This window comes from Leifsonia sp. NCR5 (assembly GCF_002105485.1).
Taxonomy (GTDB): Bacteria; Actinomycetota; Actinomycetes; order Actinomycetales; family Microbacteriaceae; genus Leifsonia.
On sequence record NZ_NCSR01000007.1, the window covers coordinates 137359 to 160134 of the forward strand.

At 69.8% G+C, this 22776-nt stretch carries 17 protein-coding genes; 11 read left to right on the forward strand and 6 right to left on the reverse strand.

Annotated elements, in window-relative coordinates:
* Positions 1-50: 50 nt before the first annotated feature.
* Positions 51-1088 carry an L-glyceraldehyde 3-phosphate reductase gene (gene mgrA / locus B7438_RS08315; RefSeq protein WP_085369075.1) on the forward strand — a complete coding sequence of 346 codons (1038 nt, stop codon included), beginning with the start codon at positions 51-53 and terminating at the stop codon, positions 1086-1088.
* Between the two features lie 26 nt (positions 1089-1114).
* Here the strand turns inward: mgrA and B7438_RS08320 are convergent, their stop codons facing one another.
* Positions 1115-1822, reverse strand: coding sequence for an SOS response-associated peptidase (locus B7438_RS08320; protein ID WP_085369076.1), 708 nt, complete (start codon positions 1820-1822; stop codon positions 1115-1117).
* A gap of 113 nt (positions 1823-1935) precedes the next feature.
* Between B7438_RS08320 and B7438_RS08325 the strand changes: the two genes are divergently transcribed.
* The 6 genes from B7438_RS08325 (at position 1936) to B7438_RS08350 (ending at position 13347) form a co-directional block, all read left to right on the forward strand.
* Positions 1936-2463, forward strand: a complete 528-nt coding sequence (locus tag B7438_RS08325) for a DUF2087 domain-containing protein (RefSeq protein WP_256921928.1) — start codon at positions 1936-1938, stop codon at positions 2461-2463.
* Between the two features lie 426 nt (positions 2464-2889).
* A complete protein-coding gene (locus tag B7438_RS08330) occupies positions 2890-4410 on the forward strand; it encodes a sugar transferase (protein ID WP_085369078.1) in 1521 nt (506 codons plus the stop codon).
* 61 nt (positions 4411-4471) lie between these two features.
* On the forward strand, positions 4472-9190 hold the full coding sequence (locus B7438_RS08335; protein ID WP_085369079.1) for a PKD domain-containing protein: 4719 nt from the start codon (positions 4472-4474) through the stop codon (positions 9188-9190).
* 8 nt (positions 9191-9198) lie between these two features.
* Positions 9199-10350, forward strand: a complete 1152-nt coding sequence (locus tag B7438_RS08340) for a glycosyltransferase family 4 protein (RefSeq protein WP_085369080.1) — start codon at positions 9199-9201, stop codon at positions 10348-10350.
* A gap of 83 nt (positions 10351-10433) precedes the next feature.
* A complete protein-coding gene (locus tag B7438_RS08345) occupies positions 10434-11768 on the forward strand; it encodes an O-antigen ligase family protein (RefSeq protein ID WP_085369081.1) in 1335 nt (444 codons plus the stop codon).
* 121 nt (positions 11769-11889) lie between these two features.
* Entirely contained in the window at positions 11890-13347 is a 1458-nt protein-coding gene (locus B7438_RS08350) for a polysaccharide biosynthesis tyrosine autokinase (protein WP_085369110.1), read from the forward strand.
* 176 nt (positions 13348-13523) lie between these two features.
* On the opposite strand, the gene B7438_RS08355 is transcribed toward B7438_RS08350, so the two are convergent.
* The 4 genes from B7438_RS08355 to B7438_RS08370 all read right to left on the reverse strand — a co-directional run bounded on the left by B7438_RS08355 (position 13524) and on the right by B7438_RS08370 (position 17362).
* A complete protein-coding gene (locus tag B7438_RS08355; RefSeq protein ID WP_085369082.1) occupies positions 13524-14219 on the reverse strand; it encodes a hypothetical protein in 696 nt (231 codons plus the stop codon).
* Complete coding sequence (locus B7438_RS08360) at positions 14216-15037, reverse strand: CDP-alcohol phosphatidyltransferase family protein (RefSeq protein ID WP_085369083.1); 822 nt, start codon at positions 15035-15037, stop codon at positions 14216-14218. The genes B7438_RS08355 and B7438_RS08360 overlap by 4 nt, the downstream gene beginning before the upstream one ends.
* Positions 15037-16257, reverse strand: coding sequence for a DUF1972 domain-containing protein (locus B7438_RS08365; RefSeq protein ID WP_085369084.1), 1221 nt, complete (start codon positions 16255-16257; stop codon positions 15037-15039). Before B7438_RS08365 ends, B7438_RS08360 begins: the two co-directional genes overlap by 1 nt.
* Before the next feature lie 199 nt (positions 16258-16456).
* The gene (locus tag B7438_RS08370; protein ID WP_085369085.1) at positions 16457-17362 is read right to left on the reverse strand and encodes a glycosyltransferase family 2 protein; all 906 of its coding nucleotides are present in this window, start codon (positions 17360-17362) and stop codon (positions 16457-16459) included.
* A 74-nt stretch (positions 17363-17436) separates the two neighbouring features.
* Between B7438_RS08370 and B7438_RS08375 the strand changes: the two genes are divergently transcribed.
* Complete coding sequence (locus B7438_RS08375) at positions 17437-18378, forward strand: glycosyltransferase family 2 protein (protein ID WP_085369086.1); 942 nt, start codon at positions 17437-17439, stop codon at positions 18376-18378.
* Positions 18375-19103 carry a polysaccharide deacetylase family protein gene (locus tag B7438_RS08380; RefSeq protein WP_085369087.1) on the forward strand — a complete coding sequence of 243 codons (729 nt, stop codon included), beginning with the start codon at positions 18375-18377 and terminating at the stop codon, positions 19101-19103. Before B7438_RS08375 ends, B7438_RS08380 begins: the two co-directional genes overlap by 4 nt.
* On the opposite strand, the gene B7438_RS08385 is transcribed toward B7438_RS08380, so the two are convergent.
* Positions 19093-20139, reverse strand: a complete 1047-nt coding sequence (locus tag B7438_RS08385) for a glycosyltransferase (protein WP_085369088.1) — start codon at positions 20137-20139, stop codon at positions 19093-19095. The genes B7438_RS08380 and B7438_RS08385 overlap by 11 nt on opposite strands.
* Before the next feature lie 149 nt (positions 20140-20288).
* Here B7438_RS08385 and B7438_RS08390 point away from each other — a divergent pair, with 149 nt between their 5' ends.
* Complete coding sequence (locus B7438_RS08390) at positions 20289-21404, forward strand: glycosyltransferase family 4 protein (protein ID WP_256921929.1); 1116 nt, start codon at positions 20289-20291, stop codon at positions 21402-21404.
* Positions 21401-22750 (forward strand): oligosaccharide flippase family protein, encoded by a 1350-nt coding sequence (locus tag B7438_RS08395; protein WP_085369089.1) that lies wholly within the window; start codon positions 21401-21403, stop codon positions 22748-22750. Before B7438_RS08390 ends, B7438_RS08395 begins: the two co-directional genes overlap by 4 nt.
* Positions 22751-22776 lie beyond the last annotated feature (26 nt).

Consider the following 22776-nt stretch of genomic DNA (forward strand, 5'->3'; position numbering starts at 1 on the left):
ATCACCGCGGCCTGTTGGACAGGACGGCCCGCACACGGAAAAGTGGATGCATGGCCTACCACCCCCTCCCCGAGCGCTACGACCGGATGCAGTACCGCCGCACCGGGCGCAGCGGGCTCGATCTTCCAGCGCTGTCCCTCGGTCTCTGGCACAACTTCGGCGACGACCGGCCGTTCGCGACGCAGCGGGACATCGTGCTGCGGGCGTTCGACCTCGGCATCACGCACTTCGACCTCGCCAACAACTACGGCCCGCCGTACGGCGCGGCAGAGGTGAACTTCGGGCGCATCATGCGCGACGACCTGCGCCCGTACCGCGACGAGATCGTGGTGTCGTCGAAGGCCGGCTGGGACATGTGGCCCGGTCCGTACGGCCAGGGCGGCGGCGGACGGAAGTACATGCTCGCGAGCCTCGACCAGTCCCTGTCGCGGCTCAGCCTCGACTACGTCGACATCTTCTACTCGCACCGACCCGACCCGTCGACTCCGCTGGAGGAGACGATGCAGGCACTGGACACCGCCGTCCGCTCCGGCAAGGCGCTGTACGTCGGCATCTCGTCCTACGGTGCAGAGGATGCGCGCCGCGCCGCCGAGATCCTGCGCGAACTCGGAACGCCCCTGCTCATCCACCAGCCGTCGTACTCGATGCTGAACCGCTGGATCGAGAACGAGGGGCTGCTGGATGCGGCGGGCGATGCCGGCTTCGGCGTCATCGGGTTCACCGCCCTGGCGCAGGGGATGCTCACCGACAAGTACCTGAACGGCATCCCGGACGGCTCGCGCGCCGCTGCGGGCAGCTCGCTCGACGCGGACTGGCTGACCGACGACGCGGTGGCGCGCCTGCGGTCGCTCAACGAGATCGCGGCACGGCGCGGCCAGTCGCTCGCGCAGCTGGCGCTCGCCTGGGCACTGCGCGACGAACGCGTGACGTCGCTGGTTATCGGCGCGAGCAGCGTCGCCCAGCTGGAGCAGAACGTCGGGGCGCTGGACAACCTCGCGTTCACGGATGAGGAGCTGGCCGAGATCGACGAGCTGGCCGTGGAAGCGGGCGTCGACCTGTGGGCGGGCGCGCGCCGCGGGGAACTGTAGGGGCGGAGCGGTCGGCCGGGCCCCAGTCAGTCGATCGGGCGGATGAGCTCTGGCCCGTCTCCGGTCACCGGCCCGACGCGGTCGAAAGCGAGCGACTCGGCGACGCCGACGGCCGCGCGCACGGCCTCGTCGAGCAGCGCCTGGTCTCCGACGACGGTCGGGTCGACCCAGTGGTCCCACAGTTCGCGCGGCAGCGGCACGGGGTTGCGGTCGTGGATGTGCTCGAGCGTGTGCACAGCGTCCGCCGTGAGGATGGTGGCGGTGAGGTGCCAGCGCTCAGGGTCGCCGTGTTCCTTGGCCGGGTCTGCCCACCAGGCGTACAGCCCCGCGAAACCCATCAGCTCGCCGTCGGGCAGGTGGATGAAGTACGGCGTCTTCTTCTTGGTGACGGGATCGGTCTGCCACTCGTAGTATCCGATGGCCGGCACGATCGCGCGGCGGGAGGCGACGGAGGCCTTGAACATGGGCTTCTCCGCCGCGGTCTCCGCGCGGGCGTTGAAGGTGGGGACCTTGGTCTTCAGCTCTTTCGACCAGGAGGGCACGAGCGACCACCTGGCCAGTTCGAGCCGTCGGACGCTCGGCTCGTCGTTCTTCTTGCTCTCCAGGAAGATCGGGATGGGGTCGGTGGGCGCGATGTTCCAGCTGGGCCGCCAGTCCCGGAAGTCGCCTCCCTCGGCGACGAACTCCTGGATCATGTCGTCCGTCTCTTTGTCCATCGCGAACCGTCCGCACATACCCCGACCATACCTCCCGCCTCCGACACCCGACGAGACACCACTATCTGTCGCGAAACGCCCGGGATGCGGCACAGTTACTGGTATCTCGATCGCTGGAGGGTGTGGATAACGTGGGCGACTGGCGGAGGATCGTGGCGGCGCTGGGGAACGCGGACGCCCGGGTGGTGTTCGCGGAGGTGGTGCTGGGCGGCGCAGGCGCGGCCGGCACGGCTGGCGCGGCCGGCGCGGGGCTGTCGCCCGCGCGGCGGCGGCGCGCGCTGGCGGCGCTGACCGCATCCGGGGTCGTGGTGGAGCAGGACGGCGCGCTGGTGGTCGACGGCGCCGTGTTCGCCGACGCCCTCCGGGATGCGCAGCGACGGGATGCGCGGGGCAGGGCTCCGCGCACCGGCGTCGAGCGGTTCCTCGACGCGGATGGACGCATCGACCGGTTCCCGGCGAACGCCGGGGAGCGGCGGGAGTTGCTGGCGCTGGTCGCCTCCGCGGTGCTCGGGGATTCCGAAGTGGTGGACGAGCGCGAGCTGTCCGAGCGGCTGCTGCGGTTCGGGGACGACCCCGCTCTGCTGCGCCGGTATCTGGTGGATTTCGGGCTCGTCGAACGCACCCGTTCCGGGTCGGAATACGCGAAAACACGGGCCTGAGAGTCCCGTTCCGGCGCGCCTCAGAGCGCCCGCACGCAAAGATGAGTAATAATCACCCCCATAGAGGGCTCACGCGAACCTGAAAAAACGATGTAATCTCACTTTTGTGAATAGGTGAGAAACAGTCACTTTCCGTTCGCTGAACAAGCTCGTCGGTCTCACGAGTGGGACTCACCGGTTCACGCCACCCGAAAAAGCACCAACCCGACACACGCAGGGACGACCCGTGAACCCGCATCCGCCACGTCGAGCGACCCGTTCGCTCAACCCCCTCGAACAGAGGGCCGCTCGGCGCGCGCGGAGCAACGGGACGACCCTCATCAGCGGGGCCGGCGGCGGTGAAGCCGTTCGAGACCACGGCTTTCCCCCAGCCGTCGTCGGCTCTTCGGTCGGTGCATCCATCAGCAGCGCGGGGAGGGCGCTCCGATGACCGTACTCAAACCACGCCTGACCACCATCGGCCGTTCGGCCGCACCGACCCAGCGCCGCAGCTCTGAGCGCACCTGGGCGCGGCAGTACCGCGCTCGCTTGTTCATCACCGACACCGCGATCATCCTGGCGTCCACGCTCTGCGCGATGTTCCTGCGCTTCGGCCTCGACGACACCGGCACCCAGTTCGCCGGATACCGCACCGACTACTTCACGCTGTCCATGCTCATCGCGGCGACCTGGATGTTCGCCCTCGCCGTCAACCACTCGCGCGACCCGCGCGTGGTCGGCGTCGGCGTCGCGGAGTACAAGAGGGTCGTGAACGCCAGCGCGCTCACCTTCGGTCTGCTCGCCATCGTCTTCCTGGTCGCCAAGGTCGACATCGCCCGCGGCTACTTCGTGCTGGCGCTCCCGCTCGGGGTCGTCGGCGTGCTGACGTCGCGGTGGCTGTGGCGGCAGTGGCTGATCCGCCAGCGGATGTTCGACCACTACCTCTCCCGCGCACTCGTCGTCGGAGGGTTCTCCGACGTCGACTACGTCGTGCGGCAGATCCACAACAAGTCGGGCGCCGCCTACCACGTGGTCGGCGCATCCCTCGACACGGGCAAGCGCAAGGGCGCCAAGAAGGACGCGGCGATGAAGAAGCGCATCGCCGCCCCCGACCGCGAGGTGCCCGTGGTCTCCGACCTCGAAGGCGTCGCGGACGCGGCCGCCCGCCTGGGCGTCGACACCGTGATCGTCGCCGGCCAGTCGCTGACCGGCGGCGACTTCGTGCGCACCCTGGCCTGGAAGCTCGAGGGCACGGCCACCGAGCTGGTGCTCGCGTCGCGCCTCACCGACGTCGCCGGCCCGCGCATCCACTTCCGTCCCGTCGAGGGGCTGCCGCTCATCCACGTGGAGATCCCGCAGTTCGAAGGAGGCAAGCACGTGCTCAAGCGCGCGTTCGACTTCTTCGCCTCCGGCCTCGCACTCGCGCTGCTCTCCCCCGTCTTCCTCGCCGTCGCGCTTTTCGTGAAGCTCGACGACAACGGCCCCGTCGTGTTCTCGCAGGAGCGCGTCGGCCGCAACGGCGAGACGTTCCGGATGTTCAAGTTCCGTTCCATGTGCGTCGACGCAGAAGCGCGCCTCGCCGAACTGCAGGCGAGAAGCGACGGCAACGGCGTGCTGTTCAAGCTCAAGGACGACCCACGCGTCACCCGCGTCGGCCGCATCCTGCGCAAGTACTCGCTCGACGAGCTGCCCCAGCTCGTGAATGTCTTCCTCGGCGACATGAGCCTTGTCGGACCGCGGCCTCCGCTGCGCTCCGAGGTCGAGGGATATGAGAACCACGTCCACCGTCGCCTGTACATCAAGCCGGGACTCACCGGCATGTGGCAGGTCAACGGACGCTCCGACCTCTCCTGGGAGGAAAGCGTCCGACTCGATCTCTACTACGTGGAGAACTGGTCGCTCACCGGCGACCTGGTCATCATGTGGCGGACGGTCAAAGTGCTCACCCATCCCGTCGGCGCCTACTGACGCGCCAGGGCCTGCTCTCACAACAACCCCCAACCCGACCCGAACAGACACCGAGGTTGTCATGACCACAGAACTCCGCCCACGCGCTCGCTCGCTGGGCATCCTGACCGCGATCGTCACAGCGGTGGGCTTGGTCTTCGGAGGACTCGCGATCGCATCGCCGGCCTCCGCTGACAGTGCTCCACCAGACCCGACGAACCCCGCCACCCCTGCCACCGTCACCGACGACGTGCTCCCGACCCCGCAGATCAACGGCGTCGTGTGGGCTCAGGTCGTCGTCGGCAACACGGTGTACGTCGCGGGCAAGTTCACCTCCGCGCGGCCCTACGGCTCGCCGGCGGGCACGAACGAGACCCCCCGCAACAACCTGCTCGCCTACAACATCACCACGGGCAGCCTCCTCCCCTTCGCGCCGAACCTGAACGCGCAGGCCCTCGGAATCACAGCATCCCCCGACGGGTCGCGCATCTACGTGGTCGGCGACTTCACCTCCATCGACAGCAAGGGCTACTACCGTCTCGCGGCGTTCTCGACGGCGACGAACACCATCGTGACGGCCTTCCGCCCCATCATGGAGAGCCAGACCCGCGCTGTCGCGGCCTCGAACACCACGGTGTACACGGGCGGTGACGCCTCCAGCATCAACGGCGTCGCCCGCGCGTACGTCGGAGCGGTGAGCGCGACGGACGGCTCGACCCTCAACTGGCAGGCCAACGCAGACGCCCCCGTGGATGCGCTGGCGCTGACCAAGGACGGTTCCAAGCTGATCGTCGGCGGACGCTTCCAGAACCTCGGCGGCGTCGCCAACTACGGCCTCGGCGCCGTGGACGCGAGCACGGCGGCGATCCTGCCGTTCGCCGCCAACCAGACCGTGCGCAACGCGGGGACGCAGGCGAGCATCACGTCGCTGTACACGACCGCAGACCGCGTCTACGGCTCCGGCTACGTCTTCGGCGCCGGCGGCAACCTCGAGGGCAGCTTCTCCGCCGACCCGAACACCGGCGCGATCAACTGGGTCGAGGACTGCCACGGAGACACGTACTCGATCTTCGCCCAGAACGACGGCCCGCTGTACGTCGCGGGTCACCCGCACTACTGCGGCAACATCGGCGGCTTCCCGCAGACGAGCCCGACCTGGACGTTTTACAACTCGATCGCTTTCAGCAAGGCGGCGACCGGCACGATCACGGCCGACCCGTACGGCTACTTCAACTGGGCGGGCACCCCGTCTCCGTCGCTGCTCGACTGGTTCCCCAAGTGGTCCGTCGGCACCTTCACCGGACAGAGCCAGGCCACCTGGAGCGTCGCGGGCAACGACAAGTACGTCGTCTACGGCGGCGAGTTCCCGACGGTCAACGGCATCGCGCAGCAGGGTCTGACCCGCTTCGCCGTGTCGAGCGCAGCGCCGAACAAGGTCGGCCCGCAGGGCATCCCGCTCACCCCGACGGCCGCGTCCTTCAACGCCGGTCAGGTGCGCGTCAGCTTCGCGGCGACGTACGACATGGACAACGGCTACCTCACGTACAAGGTGTACCGGGATGCGGGCACCACGCCGGTCTACCAGACCACCGTGCGCTCCAACTTCTACACCCGGCCGATGATCGGGTTCGTGGACAGCGGGCTCACGCCGGGATCGCATCCGATCTATCACGTGAAGGTGTACGACCCGTTCGGCAACACCACATCGCGTGACACCAACGCGATCACGGTCGCGGCCACCAACAGCGGAGGCGCGTACTCCGACTCGGTGACGCAGGCGGGAGCATCCTCGTACTGGCCGCTGGACGAGTCGAGCGGCACCACGGGCTTCGACCACATCGGGTTCAACGACGTGCAGGAGACCGCCGTCACCCAGGGTGCGGCCGGCCCGATCACGGGTACCACCGCCAGCACGTTCAACGGGTCGACCAGCCTGGCCGTCACGCAGACCGCCATCCAGGCGCCAGACACGTACACGGCGTCCGCGTGGTTCCGCACCTCGTCGACCAGCGGAGGCAAGATCCTCGGCTTCGGCAACGTGAACACCGGGCAGTCCGGCAGCTACGACCGTCACGTATACATGGACAACAGCGGGAAGATCTGGTTCGGCGTCTACCCGGGAGGCGTCGCGACGCTGAACAGCTCCGGCTCGTACAACGACGGGCAGTGGCACCAGGTCGTCGCGTCGCTCGGCGCCAACGGCATGCGGCTGTACCTCGACGGCAAGCAGGTCGGCAGCCGCACGGACGTGACCAGCGGCCAGAACTACCAGGGCTACTGGCGCATCGGCGGTGACAACATCGGCGGATGGCCCAACCAGCCGGCGAGCAGCTACTTCGCCGGTGACATCGGTCAGGTGTCGATCTACCCGACGGTCCTCGACCGCAGCACCGTGGTGAACCAGTTCGTCGCATCCGGTCGTCCGTCCCCCCTCGCCCCCGCTCCCGCGGATGCATACGGAGCTGCCGTCTACAACGGCAACCCGGACATCTTCTGGCGCCTCGACGAGACCAGCGGCTCTGTGGCCAACAGCGCGGACGCGTACACCAACAACGGCACGTACTCCGGCACCGCGACCACCAAGAACCAGAGCGGCGTCCTGCCCGGCACGGCTGACAAGGCCGTGCGGTTCAACACGAACAACTCCGGATCGTCCGGCGGCATCGTGACGAGCAACCAGCAGTTCGCCAACCCCTCGGTGTACACCGAGGAGATCTGGTTCAAGACGACCACCACCAAGGGCGGAAAGCTGATCGGCTTCGGCGACCAGCAGACCGGCCTGTCGAGCAACTACGACCGCCACGTCTACATGCAGGACGACGGCCGCATCGTGTTCGGCGTCTGGACCGGTCAGGCCAACACCATCACATCGCCCAACCCGCTGAACAACAACCAGTGGCACCAGGCGGTGGCGTCGCAGGGACCGAACGGCATGGCCCTCTACGTCGACGGCCAGCTCGTCGGCACCAACCCGCAGACGCAGGCGCAGGCATACAGCGGATACTGGCGCATCGGCGGCGACAACACCTGGGGTTCCACCGGACCGTACTTCAGCGGCACGCTGGACGAGGCTGCGGTCTACCCGAGTGTGCTGAGCGCTCAGGATGTGGCGAACCACTACTCGCTCGGAACGTCCGGCACCCTGCCGAACCAGCTGCCGACCGCGTCGTTCACCTCCTCCGCGTCGTTCCTCGACGCGAGCTTCGACGGCACGGCGTCCACGGACCCGGACGGCACGATCGCCTCGTACGCCTGGGACTTCGGAGACGGTGACACCGCAACGGGCGCAACGGCCACTCACACCTTCCTCCAGAGCGGCAGCTACCCCGTGAAGCTGACCGTGACGGACAACCAGGGTGGGACGGGCACCGTGACCAAGGTCGTGGCCGTCCAGGCCGCACCGCCGAACCAGCCGCCGGTGGCAGCGTTCACCTCCTCGGCGACGTTCCTCGACGCGAGCTTCGACGCATCCGGTTCGTCAGACCCGGACGGCACCATCGCCTCGTACGCCTGGGACTTCGGTGACGGAGCGACGGCGACCGGAGCGACGGCGACGCACACCTTCTCCGACACGGGCACATACCCCGTGAAGCTGACGGTGACCGACGACAAGGGCGCGACCGCGAGCATCACCAAGGGTGTCGCCGTTCAGGCCGCACCGCCGAACCAGCCGCCCGTGGCAGCGTTCACCTCCTCGGTGACGAACCTCGGCGCATCGTTCGACGGCTCGACCTCGAGCGACCCGGACGGCACCATCGCCTCGTACGCCTGGGACTTCGGAGACGGAGCGACGGGAACCGGAGCGACGGCCACCCACACGTACGCCACCGGCGACACGTTCACGGTGACCCTCACGGTGACGGACAACCAGGGTCTGTCGACCTCGGTCTCGCACCAGGTCACCACGACCGTCCCGCCGAACCAGCTCCCGACCGCGTCGTTCACCGCAACGGTGACGAACCTCGGGGTCTCGGTCAACGGTTCGGCCTCGGCTGACCCGGACGGCACGATCGCCTCGTACGCCTGGAACTTCGGAGACGGAGCCACAGGTACCGGAGCGACCACGACGCACACCTACGCTGCAGCCGGCCCGTACACGATCACCCTGACCGTGACGGACAACCGGGGAGGCACGGCCACCACCACCCGCGCGGTGACCGCGACCAACCCGGCCCCCAACGCCCTCGCCCAGGATGCGTTCGAACGCTCCGTGACGAACGGCTGGGGAACGGCGGACAAGGGTGGGGCGTGGACGCTCTCCGGCGGCGCGACCAGCTTCAACGTCACGAACGGCGTCGGCCAGCAGGTGACGCCTGCCGGTATGACGAAGACGGCGACGCTGACGACGGTCACCCAGACGAGTGCCGATGTGACGGTCACGGTCTCCGCCGACAAGGCGGCGACCGGTGGCGGCATCTACTACTCGGCGATCGGCCGCATGATCGGCACGAACGACTACGAGGCCAGGGCATGGGTCAAGTCGACCGGTGCCGTGCAGCTCCAGCTGATGCAGGGTTCGACGACCCTGTCCGCGCTCAACGTCCCCAACCTGACGGTTGCTGCCGGTGACAAGCTGAAGATCCACCTGCAGGTGTTCGGCACGTCGCCGACCACGATCAGGGCCAAGGTGTGGTCCGCATCCACCACGGAGCCCGCTGCCTGGCAGCTGACCTCCACGGATGCGACGGCAGCCCTCCAGGCCGCCGGGTTCACCGGACTCCGCACCTACGTCTCCGGAACGGCGACCGACATCCCGGTCACCACCCGTTTCGATGACTTCGTGGTGGTGCCCGCACAGTGAACGACCGGATGAACCGCACGCGGCGCACGGTTCTCGTGGCGCACCCGAGCTCGGAGCTGTACGGCTCCGACCGGGTGCTCCTCGAGAGCGTCACCGCCCTCGTAGACGATGGCTGGGATGTGGTGGTGACGGTGCCGGACGACGGCCCGCTGCTGCCCGAAGTCGTCGCCCGCGGGGCGAGGGTCAGGAGGTGCGCGGCACCCGTGGTGCGCAAGAGCGCCCTCCGCCCCCTCGGCTTCGTGCGGTTCGTCGGCACGGCCGTCCGCGGCCTCGTCGACGGGATGCGGATGCTCCGCCAGGAGCGTCCGGCCCTCGTCTACGTGAACACGGTCACCGTGCCCCTCTGGATCGGACTCGGACGCCTCGCCCGCGTGCCCGTGCTCTGTCACGTGCACGAGGGCGAGAGCTCCGCCTCCCCTCTGCTCCGGCGCATCCTGGCGCTGCCGCTGCTGCTCGCGAACACCATCGTGGCCAACAGCAGATTCAGCGTCGGCGTGCTCGGCGGGTCGTTCCCGTCGCTGGAGCGCCGCGCGGAGGTCGTGTACAACGCCGTCCCCGGCCCGCCGGAGCGCACGCCCGTGCGGGCGAGCATCGACGGCGACCTGCGGGTGACGTACATCGGCAGGCTCTCTCCCCGCAAGGGCGTCGACGTCGCCATCGACGCGATCGCCGAGCTCGACCGCCGCGGCGTGCCGGCGACGCTCGACCTCGTCGGAGCGGTGTTCCCCGGCTACGAATGGTACGAGACGGCACTGCGCGAGCAGGTCGAGAAGAAGAAGCTCGGCGACAGGGTCAGCTTCCGCGGGTTCCAGCCGTCGGTGTGGGAGTACGTGCACGGCGGCGACGTCGTCCTCGTGCCGTCGCGCGCCGACGAGCCGTTCGGCAACACCGCCGTCGAGGCCATCCTGAGCGGCCGTCCGGTCATCGCGAGCGCCACGAGCGGTCTTCTCGAGGCGACGGCGGGATACGCGACGGCCACCACGGTCGTCCCCGGCAGCTCCGACTCGCTGGCAGACGCCCTCGTCGGCACCATCGCGGACTGGGAAGACACCAGGGCGAACGTCGGTTCGGACGCCGAGGCGGCCGAACGCCGGCACAGCCCGGACGCCTACCGCCGCAGGATCGCCGCGATCGTGCGCGGCAACGCTCGCACGCGCTGACGACCGGCGCTCGCGAACTCGAACGGGCGCTGCGGCGCCCGCTGGCTTAACATGGGCGGAAGGGGGTGATGAGGATGTTTCACATGGCGGCGCTGACCGGTCCGGTCGTGGACAGGTCGCTCCTGCTGGCGCTCGCGCTGGTGGTCGCCTTCGTCGGCTTCCTCGTGCTCCGCCGCTCGCCCAGGCTCGCCGTCTGCGTCTGGATCTGCGTGCTCGCCTTCGTGCCGATCTGGCTGGGCGTCAACGTCGGCTTCAACGGCAACTACTACCTCCCTCCCGCGACGGCGGCCGGGCTCCTCGTGCTCGCTGCTCTGCTGCCCATCCCGCGCCTGCGGCTCAGCTGGGTGGACGGGCTGGTGGTGCTGGTGGTGGTCGCCGCGGTGTGCTCGCTCTACACGGGCAGCGCATCCATCGCCGTCAGCGCGCTGTTCAGCATCGTCACCTACTACGTCATCGCCTATCTGGTCGGCCGGTTCGCTCCGCTGAAGGTGGATGCGCGCTGGCTGCACGCCGCCATCGCCATCGTCTTCACCGTCGTCGCCCTCCTCGCCGTCATCGAGGGGCTGACGCACTGGAACCCGTTCGTGGAGATCCACGCCGGCAACTCGCTCTACACGATCTGGGGCAGCATCCAGGAGCGCGGCGGCGTCCCGCGCGCCGAGGGGGCGTTCGGCCACTCCATCGCGCTCGGGTCCAGCCTGGCTCTGGCGGTTCCGCTCACGCTGGCCGCGCCGTTCCGGCTCTGGGTGCGCGCGGGCATGGTGCTGCTGATGCTGGTCGGGACCGTGTTCACCTTCAGCAGGATCGGGATGATCTGCGCGCTCCTCGGGCTCGTGCTGAGCATCCTGTTCATGCGCGACGCGATCACCAGGAAGGCGAGGATCGTGCTCGTCGCCGTGATGCTCGCCGTCTCCGCCGTGCTGTTCCCGCTGGTCGCCGCAGTGTTCGACGACGCCGGCTCCGAGGCGAGCGACAGCGCGAACTACCGGGGGGACCTGCTCTCGCTGATCGGCACGATGAACCCGATCGGCGTCGCGTCGTCCGCCGAGAAGAACTCGGCGGGCAACCTCTATTTCGGGGACTTCCGCTCGATCGACAGCCAGCTCATCCTGACCGGGCTCACCAACGGCGTGATCGTGCTGCTGGGCATCCTGGTCGCTCTCGCCGGCGGCATCATCCTGCTGGTCAGGCGCAAGGCAAGCCCGGCGACGATCGCGCTGGTCGCCCAGATCCCCGCCTTCGCGACGGTGGCCCTCATCACCCAGTACTCGATCTTCGTGTGGTTCGTCGCCGGACTCGCAGCGACGACGCAGTTGCTCCCCCTCAATTCCGCGGGAGTCATGCTGGACGGCCACTCGGAGGAGCACCCGCGTCACACTCGCACCGACGCGCGTCCTCCGGTGAGGAGTGCCGCCTAGAATGCCTTCAACGACGCCCGACCGCGTCCGCCGTCCGCCAGACACCCGAGCGATCCACCGCTCGCTGCCCGGCGAGCGAGCGGCGCCTGCCATCACATCCGACTCCCTGGGAGGCCCGTCCATGAACACGCACCAGTACCTCACCGCATTCCGGCGGTACTGGTACGTGATCGTGGTCGCGACCATCGTCGGCGGCCTCGCCGGTTTCGGTCTGTCACAGATCGCGAAGCCGGTGTACACGGCCACCTCCGGTCTCTACTTCTCGCTGAACTTCGGCGGGTCGGCCAGCGACCTCAGCCAGGGTTCGACGTACACCCAGAACCAGATGCTGTCCTTCGCCCAGCTGGCGGAGTCGCCCGTCGTGCTCCAGCCGGTGGTCGACGACCTCGACCTGGATGTGACCGCCAAGGGCCTCGCGGACGCCATCGCCGTCAGCACCCCGCAGAACACGGTCATCCTGGAACTCGCGGTGACGGACCCCGACCCCGCGCAGGCCGCGAAGATCGCGAACGCCGTCGCCGCCAGCCTCAGCAAGACGGTCGAGCAGATCGCGCCGAAGAACGCTGAGGGGCAGACCACGGTGTCCGTCCGGGTGATCGAGAACGCGAGCGAGCCGAAAGACCCGTCATCGCCGAACACCCGCCTCAACGTGGTCACCGGGCTGCTGCTCGGCCTGATCGTCGGCGTGCTGATCCTCGTGCTCAGGGCCACGCTGGACACGCGCGTGCACAGCGCGGAGATCGCGGCCGCGGTCACCCAGGCTCCGCTGCTCGGCTCCATCCAGAAAGAGCGGGGCAAGCATCCGCGTCCCGTTCTCGCCGTCGAGCCGCTGTCCAACTCGGCGGAGAACTATCGGCAGCTGCGGTCGAACCTGGAGTTCGTCACGCTGGGCTCCCCCTCGCGGGGCATCGTGGTCACCTCGTCCATCCCCGCTGAGGGCAAGTCGATGATCGCCACCAACCTGGCGCTCGCCCTCGCCGAGACCGGCCAGCGCGCCCTGCTGATCGACGCGGACCTGCGCCGCCCGATGGTCGCCAACTACTCCGGACTGGTCGGAGACGCCGGCCTCACCTCCGTGCTCGCCGGCCGGGCGGAGTTCTCCGACGTCGTGCAGCGCTGGGGCGAGGGCAGCCTGGACGTGCTCACCTCCGGTCCGATCCCGCCGAACCCGAGCGAGCTCCTCTCGTCGCGGGCAATGACCGAACTGCTCGGCCGCCTGGTCGCCGACTACGACGTGGTCGTGATCGACACGGCCCCGCTCATCGCAGTGGCAGACGCCGCGATCCTCGCCCGCCAGGTGGGAGGAGCGATCGTGGTCGTCGACCGCACGCACGTCCGCCGCCAGCAGCTCACCCAGACGATGGACTCCCTGGAGAAGTCGGGCGTCACGGTGCTGGGCATCGTGCTCAACCGGGTCAGCGCGCAGAAGAACAGGGACGTGTACTACCCGGCGGCCAAGCAGCCACAGCGCCGCTTCGGCCTGCCGACCAGGGCATCGTCCACCGCCGCCGGCACAGCAGCAGCGCCGGACGACGCTGACTCCGCAGAGTCGTCGGAGTCGGTGCCCACCCACAAGTAGTCGGCGGGTGCGGCTCCGCTCGCGCGGAGATTCCGGCCGGCCGGCGCCCAAAGTCCGTTCGAGCGGACTTTCGGTCGGCGAGTCGCTGGCGCCCTCCGTACGTGCGGAAGCGCCAGCGAGGGCTGACGCGTCGTGTCCGCGTTTCCGACCTGAATTTGCTGGTGATCGGTTGACGCTCAGCGCGCTCCGGTGAACACCACGAGCTTGGCGCCCGCGGCGTCGGCGAGGGTGACGGTGACCGTCTTCGCGTCGTCCGGCACGGTGAAGACGTAGGTGGCCGTCGCCGTCGCGCCGGGCGCGAGCTCGGAGCCGAACGGCTTCGTGGCCTTGTCGCTGTCGACCCTGGCCGCCGGTGTCGCGTCGTCTCCGTAGTATCCGTTGACCGTGACCGCGGTGAGCGGCACGGCAGCGCCCGTGTTGTTCGTGAGCGTGATCGTCGCCTTCACCGACGGTCCGCTGACCTCGCCTGCACGGGATGCGGTAGCGGTGTACGCCTCCAGCTTCGTGACGGCGGCGGTGAGACCGGCCGGCGTCTTCGCCTGCTGCTTGGTGCTCACCGTCTCCGCGACCTTCTGGCCGTATTTGACCTCGTCGCTGCGGGCAGCGGGAGCCTCGCTCTTGGTGCCGCCGGGCGCGGGCGTCGCTGTGCCGCTCGACCCGCCGGTCGCCGGGGTGTCGGACGGCGCGGCCTGCTGCGTCGCCACCGGCTGCAGCGCGTTCGGCACTGGGCCGCCCGGCTGTGCGCCGTGGATGCCGGCGACGATGAGGCCGGCTGCCACCGCTGCGACGGCGACACTGCCGACGACGATGAGCGTGATGCGGTTGCGGACGTGGTGGTCCGGGCCTCTGGTGGCCTCTGTTGCGTCGGTCATGATCGTCCTTCTTCGGTGCTCTGGCGTTGGTCGGTTGCCAGGTGCTGGTCGGGGGTGGCCGGGGCGCGCAGCTCCCGGAACCAGCTGGCAGCCGCCAGCAGGAGGAACGCGGTCGTCGCCGCGAAGAGCAGGGTGTACACCACCAGGAACAGCGGCAGTGCGCCGAGGAGCACGAACGAGAGGCAGAGCACGCCGTAGTCCATCGGCAGGACCGCGATGGCGCGCATCCACGACGGGCGCCCAGGGGCGTCGGCGGCAATGGATGCGCGCCCGCGCTGCCGGCGGAGCTGCTCGGTCAGGATCATGCCGAAGAACAGCACGGACGAGACGATCGAGAACGCCACGGGGATGAGCAGCCACCAGGTCGGCACGGAGCCGTGCAGCCAGAAGCCGACGGCGAGCGCCAGCGGCATGGTGACCACCTTGGTCGCGTCGACCATGTGATCGAGCCATTCGCCCGCCGGACTGCTGAGTCCGGTGAGCCGGGAGACCTGTCCGTCAGCGCTGTCGAACGCGTAGCCGACGAGCAGCAGCACGGCGACGGTGATCCCGGCCCACCAGGACGGAGGGAAGACGACGAGGATGGCGATGGCCGCGAACGTCCAGACGGCGCTGATGGCCGTGACAGCGTTCGGGGTGAGTCCTGCGCGGTACGCCCACGCGGCGAGGTAGCGGCCGATGCGCCGGTTGACGTAGCGGGAGTACGCCGGCGCGCTCCGTGCTGCCGGCTTCTGCGCCGCCGCCAGGCGGTGCACCACGTCGAGGTAGCTCTCGCGAGCGGCGCCCGCTGCTGCCGCTTCTGCCGATCCGGCGCTCATCAGCTGGTCCGCTCTGCCGGGACGGCCACGGAGGCCAGTCTGCTCTGCCCGTTCACGCGCTGCCCGAACACGGGACGCTTCGGCTTGACCGCCCTGCGCTCCACGAGGTCGCTGCACAGTGCTTCGTATGCGTCGGCGACCGCATCCCAGTCGTAGCGCTTCGCGCGCTCGCGGGTAGCCGTGCTGCGCGCGGCGTGCTGCTCGACGGCCGCCTCCGCGAACCCGATCGTGCCGGAGAGGTCCGAGGCGGCGGAGAAGTAGAGACCTGCGTCGCCGAGCACCTCGCTGTTGAACGGGACGTCGTATGCGATGGTCGGCGTGCCGGCCCCGACGGCCCTGAGCAGCGACGGGTTCGTTCCGCCGACCGAGTGGCCGTGCAGGTAGGTGTACGCCGACGCGTAGAGCTGATCGAGCAGCTCCTGGTCCCAGACGCCGCCGAGGAAGCGCACCCGGTCGTCCGCGAGGGCGCGCACCCTGCGGGTGTACTCCTCGGCGTACGGCGCGGAGCCGACGACGACGAGCGGCAGCTTCGCGTCGCTCCTCCGGTAACCGTCCACGATGGTGTCGACGTGGTTCTCCGGCTCGAAGCGGGCGACGACCAGGTGATAGCCGTGCGGTGCGAGGCCCAGTTCGCCGAGGCGGTGGGTGGCTCCCGCGACGGTCGGCGCTCCGTAGGCGATCAGCCTCGTGCCCGCCGCGAACTCGGTGGTGTAGTAGTCGGCGATGCCCTGCGCGTCGGCGATCAGCGCATCCGACCAGCGGACGGCGGCGGACTCGGCGAAGCGGTAGTACCGCCGGCCCATCGCACCCCACTTGGCGCGCTGCCACTCCAGTCCGTCGACGTGGGTCGCGACCGGGATGCGCGCGGCACGCAGCATCGGCAGGTACAGCGAGTTGGCCGCGTTGAAGACGATCGCGGCGTCCGTCCGATGGGTGAGCAGGTGGCCGACCGAGAGCCCGGTGTGGCTGAGGGTTTCGAGCGACCTGCGCCGCATGGCGCCCTGGTGCACGAGGGTCATGCCCTTGTAGTTCGCCAGCTCCTCCTGCGGCTCTGCCCCGTCGGCGGTCTCCACACGACGGCAGTAGACCCGGACGCTGTGGCCGCGGTCGGCGAGCCGGCTTCCGACCTCTTCGACGCACGTCTCGAACCCGCCGTACCGAGCCGGGACGCCACGCGTCCCGACCAGTGCGATGCTGAGTTGCTTTCCCCCTGCGCCCATCGGATTTCCGCTCCCCGTCGTGTCTGGCCGTCTCCGGCCGTCGGTTCGCCGACGTCGGCACGGTCCGCGCTCCGACTGGACCGAGTCGGGGCACACCACGGGTGGAAAGGATCGCTTCAGCGTCGGGCTGCTGTTGCCCCGCCAGTCTAATCCGAGAAATCCTCATTGAATGCCCCCTTCTTCGGGGGGCGAGTGTTTCTCACTTCTTTCGGGACGCCCGCAACCCGTCCCTGACACCGGTGAACGCCGCCCGGAGCGGAGCGACCGGATGCGCGAACTGGCGCCGCCCGCCCTGGAGCAGCACCTCCCACGCGATCGGCAGGCTCGCCCGCCTCCATCGCCGCACGGTCGCCGCATCCAGATTCCGCGACGCGAACACCAGCCGGTTGCGGATGTTGAAGTAGTAATACCCCTCGGACTTCGCGGCGCCGGCGCTCTCCAGCCCGTCGCCCTGGGTGCCGCCCTCCGCGTGCACGGCGACCGCAGCATCCACCACCCGGACGCTCGCCCCCGCCCTGCGCGCCCGATAGGACATCTCCACGTCCTCCCAGTACAGGAAGTACCCGTCGCCGAACCCGCCGATGCGATCCCACAGCTCGGCGGACACCATCAGGCAGGCACCGGACAGCCACTGCTCGAGACGCGGATCGTCGGCGACGGCCCGCTTGCGCGTCGCGGTGATCCGCCCGTCACCGAGATCCAGGTCGGACCCGTCGAACCAGACGGACCCGTCCGGCCGCAGGATGCGCGGGGCCAGCAGGGCAAGCGGCTCGGCGGCGACAGCGGCGGCGAGCGTCTCCACCGCATCCCGCGCGATGGTCGCATCCGGGTTCAGCAGCAGGAAATCGGTCGCACCGGCCGCGCGCGCGGCGTCGACGCCCGCGTTCATCCCGAGCCCGAAACCGAGGTTGCCCTCCGGCGTGACGATCACCCAGCCGCGCTCGGCGCCGAGAGCGACGACGGCGGCGCGTTCGCCGGCGTCGGAGAAGTTGTCCACTACGACGAAACGCGCCTTCGGCATGGCGTCGGCGAGCGGGACGAGGTTGGCGCGCAGCAGGGACGACGAGCCGTAGTTCACCACGACGACCGCGAGCTGTCCGACCATCCGCGGATGCTATCACGGGGGTGCTGCCCGGCCCGGGGCAGACGAACGCGGCCGACTGTGGATAGGTTGTCCCTGTGCCGAACCTGACGATCGCGGTGCCCACATACCACCGCCCTGACGACCTGCGCGAGCTGCTGCCCGCCCTCGTCGCGCACGGACGCGCTCTCGAAGCGGAGGACGATAGCGATTACACCGTCGAGGTGCTCGCCGTCGACAACGACCCGGAGGGAAGCGGCAGGGCGGCGGCGTCCGCGGTGGAGGGCGTGCGGTACGTCGTCGAGCCGCACCCCGGGATCGCCGCCGTGCGCAACCGGGCCATCGACGAGGCGTCCGGGTCGCGGCTGCTGGCGTTCATCGACGACGACGAGCGGCCGCATCCCGGGTGGCTGACCCAGCTGGTGCGGGTGTGGGAGGCGTCGGAGGCCGCCGCCGTGGCCGGCAGGGTGGTCGCGGCGTTCGAGCGACCGCTCGACCCGTGGCTGAAGGCCGGCGACTTCTTCACCCGGCGTTCGCTGCCGACGGGGACGGACATCGACGTCGCCGCGGCGGGCAACCTGCTGCTCGACCTCGATCAGGTGCGCAGCAGCGGAGTGCGGTTCGCCGTCGATCTCGGTCTGAGCGGCGGAGAGGACACCCTGTTCAGCCGCCAGCTGCACCACGCCGGGTTCCGGATGGTGTGGTGCAACGAGTCCGTGATCACCGACCTCGTCCCTCCCGCACGGCAGAACAGGCGGTGGGTGCTGCGGCGCGCGTGGAGTCACGGCAACTCGGCGGCCGTGGTGCGCCTGCGGCTCGCCGACGGTGCCGGCGGGATGCTCGCCGCGCGCCTGTGGGCGGTCGCGGGCGGCGCGGCCAGGGTCGTCGGCGGGGTGCTGAGGGTCGCGCTCGGGATCGTGACGGGCTCCCTGCGGCATCAGGCCCGCGGTTCGCGGGCGGCATACCGGGGACTCGGGATGATCTGGGGAGCGTTCGGCGGCGTCTACCAGGAGTACGCGCGCACGGAGGCCGCGGCATGAGCGCGCTGCACAGGCTGCGCAACGGCGCCGCCACGGCCGTGCGCCGCGTCGGCGCGCCGGTCGGCTCCGTGATGCGGGTGCGGACGGACGCACCGCTCGTCGCGCTCACCTTCGACGACGGGCCGGTCGACGGCGGCACGCAGAAGGTGCTCGCCGCGCTCGGCGACGCCGGAGCGACGGCCACGTTCTTCGTGCTGCTCACCCGCGTCCGCCGCGCGCCCGCGCTGTTGCGCGACGTGGTGGCCGCCGGTCACGAGATCGCACTCCACGGGCCGGACCACCGGCGCCTCACCACCCTCCCTCCGGACAGCATCCGCTCCAGGATGCGCGACAGCCGCTCCGAGCTCGAAGACGCGGCGGGCGTCCCCGTGCGCTGGTTCCGCCCGCCGTACGGCGCGCAGAACATGCGCATCTGGCGGGCGACCAGGGCCGCCGGGATGACCCCCGTGCTGTGGGGGCCGACGCTCGCCGACTGGCGCACGACATCGACCGAGGAACGGCTGCGGCTCGCCGTGCAGGGTGAGCGCGGCGCGATCATCCTCGGGCACGACGGGTTCGCCGACGCGGTCGACGGGGTCGACGACGGGCCGGCGCCCGAGCTCGACAAGGGGCGACTGGTGTCGGCCGTCGCCGCGGGTTACGCGGACAAGGGACTGAGCCTGCGGTCACTCGGTGAGGTCGCAGCGAGCGGCAGGCTCGTGCGCGAGGCCCGCTTCACGCACTGACCGAGCGTCGCCTCGCCGCCCTGCTGCCCGCCAGGGCGATCGCCTGACGGTAGGCGTCCGCGTGCTGCTCGCCCGCCTTCGCCCAGTCGCGCGCGCTCAGGTCCGGTCTGCCCGCCGGCGGCGTCTCCGCGACATCCGCGATGGCGGCGGCCAGCGCATCCGGAGTCAGCGCCCCGGTGTACCGGTGCACCCACGCCTGGCCGACCTCCTCGGCGAGCGCCGCCGTCGTCGGGTTGTCCGGCACGAGGATCGGGCGGTCGAGCGACAGCGCCGTGAGGGCGCCTCCGGAGTTGTGCATCTCGCGGTACGGCAGAGCGATCAGCGCCGCCCGCGAGACCAGCTCGACGATCTCGGCGTCGTGCAGGAATGCCAGGGTGACGTCGACGCGGTGGTCGCGCTCCGCGCGCTCCAGGACGGAGGTGGCGAGTTCGTCGCTCGACGGCTTGCCTGCGACCTCGAGCCGGAGGTCGTCCCCCGGCACGGCGGCGAACACATCCAGCAGCTCTTCGACGCCCTTGTAGCGGCGGATCAGCCCGAAGTAGCCGACCCGTCCCTGCTGCGGGGAGCTCTTCGCATATGCGGCGAACCAGTCTCGATAGTGGCCGTGCAGGATGGTCGCGTACTCGACGCCCGGCGCGAACTCGGTGGTCGGGTTCAGCCGGATGCGCAGGGTGGTCCTGTCGTCGAACCAGCGCAGCAGGGCGTGCTCGCGGCGGGAGATGCCGGTGGGCAGGTGGATGTTGTGGGTGGTCCGGACGATGGGCGTCTTCGTGAGCGCGAGCTTCCACATCAGCAGCACGAACAGCGCCTGCCGGACGAACGCTTTCGGCTTGCTCTGGCCGGCGACGAGGATCTCCGGCCAGTGGGCGTGGAACACGTCGTACCGGCCGAGCAGCGCCTTCTTCCAGGAGAACGTGCGCAGTTCCAGGTCGGGGGTCGAGCGCAGACTGTCGCGCAGCATGATGATGTACGGGTTCGTGGTCGGCCGCGGGTCGGGGAACGACTGCTGCACGACGATTCGCTCTGCGGCTGTCATGGTGCCACCCACAATAGGCCCACCGGGATGCGCCCCCCACAAGCAGGGGACATTTGATGAGAAATGCTCGTTATTGATCCGGATTCGTCCTAAGCTCGTTCGACAGAGCCAGCGAACCGACCCTCGCCGGCCGAAGGACGTTCGACGAGATGGCCACCGCAACCAGCCTGCAGCACCCCCGTGTGCGGCTCTACGACCAAGTGCGCAGCGTGCACCTGGAGCGGGCGCGCGAGCTGGAGCCTGCGGCGATCGTCTTCCGCAGCAAACGCTACGACTTCGACGAAGACCTCACGGACGGCCTCGAGCTCGCCCAGGCCGGCACCATCGCCGCAGCGCGCCTCGCTCTCACCAGCAGGATCACCCACCTCGAGATCAACGAGCCGCTCTACCTGGATGCGCTGCCCCGCACCGCCGTCACCCTCTTCGCCATCGGCCTCCGCCGCATCGTCGGCGGCCGCCGCGTGACCGTCGCCACGTACGCCATCGAGAACCTCGACCCGTTCGCGACCACCCCTCCGCGCTTCAAGACCCGCGTGCGCCGCGGCATCGAACGCCTCCTGGCCGAGTACGTCTGGCGCAGGGTCGACAACGCGGTGTTCGGAACGGCAGGGGCGCACGGGCTGTACGCGCAGTCATTCCGCACCCAGCCGCGGCGGCACGCCACCGTCGAGGCGCTGCCGAGCCCGTGCCCCTGCGTCGACGACTCGGACACCGCGAACGGCGACAGGAACAGCGTCGTCTTCCTCGGCAACTTCGGAGCGCGCAAAGGCTTCAGCGACGTGCTCGCCGCCTGGCCGCTCGTCCGGGAGAGCAGGCCGGATGCGCGGCTCACCCTCCTCGGCACCGGCAGCCAGCTCGACGACGCCCGCGCCGCAGCAGCCGCGGACCCGACGATCACCCTCCACGTCGACCCTCCCCGCTCCGAGATCCACGCGCACCTCCGCACCGCGCACGCCCTGGTGCTCCCGTCGCGCAGGATGCCCGGCTGGCGCGAACAGGTCGGCCTGCCCATCGTCGAAGCGCTCGCGCACGGCTGCGAGATCGTGACGACCGACGAGACCGGCATCGCGGACTGGCTGCGCGAGAAGCGGCACAGGGTGCTCCCGTCCGACGCGAGCGCCGCGCGCATCGCCGGGGCGATCGCCGCCGCCGTCGACGCCGACCGTGCCAAGGCCGACATCCTCGCCACGCTGCCCGCCGTCGACGGGCGGATCGCGGCGGGACGCCTGCTATTCGACGACCCTGCGCATCCGGTGGCCCGATGAGCCACGCGAGGGCCGCAGGCACAGGGATGCTCAAGTCGGTCGGATCGACGGCCGTCATGAAGGTGCTCGTGATGGGCGTCTCCGGCATCATCGGCATCGTCAACAGCCGCCTCATCATCCAGAACTTCGGCACCGACGCGTACGCCCAGTACGGGCTGCTCGCCGCGCTCCCCGCCCTGCTGCCGTTCGCGGACCTCGGCATCGCCGCCGTCGCGATCAACGCGGTCGCCGGCTCCTCCGACCCGCGCAGTGACCCCGTGGTGCGGCGCACGCTGACGACGGCGTTCCGCATCCTGTTGCTGTCCGGCGCCACGATCATCGGGATCGGCATCGTCATCTCGCTGCTCGGCTGGTGGCCGCTGCTGCTCGGCCAGGGACTGCTCCCGGACGGCGGCAGCCTTGCGGCGATGCTCTGCCTCGGCACGTTCGGGCTGGTGCTTCCGCTGAGCGTCGGTTCGCGCATCCTGGTCGGGCTGGGCAAGACGAGCACCCAGGTGGCGAGTCAGGCCGTGGTCGCGCCCGCGATGTTCCTCGGCATCGCGACGCTGGTGGCGCTGTCAGCGCCCGCGGGGAGCTTCATCGCGATCCTCTCCTACATCGCCAACGGGCTGGCGTCGCTGATCTGCCTGCTGGTGGCGGCCAGGATGATCAAGCCACAGGTCGGAGCCGCGCTGCGCGAGGTGCCGTTCCCCCGCCGCTACCCCGGCGTGCCCGCCATCGGCGTCGCCTGGCCGATGCTCGTGCAGATGGTCGCGCTGCCGATCGCGATGCAGACGGACCGGCTGCTGCTCAGCCACCTGACCACCGGGACAGAACTCGCGCAGTACAACCTCGCCTCCCAGCTGTTCGGCCTCGCCGTGCAGACGATCGCCGCGGCCGGCGTCGCGCTCTGGCCGATCTACGCGCGCGCCCGCTCGGAGCGCAGGGTCGAGTCCCCGCTCAAGCCGACGATCTGGTTCCTCGCGGGCGGCCTCGCCATCGGGCTGGCCCTCGCCGTGCTCGCGCCCTGGCTCACGAAGTTCATCGCCGGCGACGCGCTCACGCTCGACCCGTGGCTGATCGGCGGCTTCGTCGTGTTCGTCGCGCTGCAGGCGGCCAAGTACCCGGTCGGGATGTACATGACCGACCAGCGCGGCCTCACCTTCCAGGTCTGGCCGATCCTCGCGAGCATCCCGCTGAACCTCGGCCTCTCCTGGTGGCTGATCGGCGTGATCGGCGCCGGAGGGCCGATCGTCGGCTCCGCGGTCAGCGTGCTGCTGTGCCAGGTGATCCCGAACCTCTGGTTCGTGTCCCGCGATCTGCGCCGCCGTCGCGCAGAGCTGGCCGACGTGCCCGCCCCGGTCTGAGCCGCCCCCGACGACAGCGAGCCCAG